General features: G+C 76.2%; 2 protein-coding genes. Both read left to right on the plus strand.

The genetic code is table 11. The annotated features are described in order from the left end of the window. Positions 1-127 precede the first annotated feature (127 nt). Complete coding sequence (locus AN218_RS29550) at positions 128-718, plus strand: sigma-70 family RNA polymerase sigma factor (protein ID WP_070020147.1); 591 nt, start codon at positions 128-130, stop codon at positions 716-718. Next, positions 715-1,047 (plus strand): RskA family anti-sigma factor (locus AN218_RS29555; protein WP_171908842.1); only part of this gene is annotated, 333 nt, incomplete at its 3' end. The genes AN218_RS29550 and AN218_RS29555, both read left to right, overlap by 4 nt.

A 1,047-nucleotide genomic window follows, 5' to 3' on the forward strand; every position in this document is an offset into this window, starting at 1 on the left:
CCGCCCTGGCCGCACCCCGCGCGGCGCGATCCGGCACCCGCCGGACCGGCACGCGTCCGCCGCGGCGCACACGCCGGGCGCCGCTCACGTCCGCATGCGCACCCCGATCCGGGGGAGGTGCTCGGACGTGAAGGAACCAGTGCACATCGCGGGTACAGGCGACGGCGCGGCACGGCCCGACCTGGCGGAACTGCTCTCCCGCGTGGCACGCGGCGACCAGGACGCCTTCGCCGCCGTCTACGACCGCGTCGCCGGTCCGGTGCTGGGCGTCGTACGGAGCGTGCTGCGCGACCCGGCGCAGTCGGACGAGGTGACCCAGGAGGTCCTGGTGGAGGTGTGGCGCACCGCCGCGCACTTCCGCCCGGAGCGGGGCAGCGCCCTGTCGTGGGTGCTGACCTTCGCCCACCGCCGGGCCGTCGACCGGGTGCGCTCCGCGCAGGCGGCGGCCGACCGGGAGCAGCGTGCCGCGCTGTTGGACCGTACTCCGGCCTTCGACCAGGTCACCGAGGCGGTCGAAGCACGGCTGGAGCGCGAGCAGGTACGGCGCTGTCTGCGGACGCTCACCGAGTTGCAGCACCAGTCGGTGACCCTCGCCTACTACCGGGGCCTGACGTACCGCGAGGTCGCGGAGCTGCTCTCCCAGCCCCTCGGCACCGTGAAGACCCGGCTGCGCGACGGTCTCATCCGCCTCCGCGACTGCCTGGGGGTGACGGCATGACGGACGAGGGAGCCGAGAGCGCCGACCTGCACACGCTCACCGGCGCCTACGCCGTCCACGCGCTGCCCGACGCCGAACGCGAGGCGTTCGAGCGGCACTTGGGCCGCTGCCCGGCCTGCCGCGGCGAGGTCGCGGAGCTGCGGGCCACGGCGGGACGGCTCGCGCTGGCGGTCTCCGCCGTGCCGCCGCCGGAGATGCGGTCACGGGTGCTGCGCCGGATCGCGGACGTACGGCAGGACCCGCCGAGGGTGGCGGGGGAGCCCGGAAACACCGGCAGCGCCGGGGACGGCGCGGACGCGGATGACGCGGGCACGGACGACGCGGGCGCG

The organism is Streptomyces nanshensis (assembly GCF_001751255.1).
GTDB classification, from domain to species: domain Bacteria; phylum Actinomycetota; class Actinomycetes; order Streptomycetales; family Streptomycetaceae; genus Streptomyces; species Streptomyces nanshensis_A.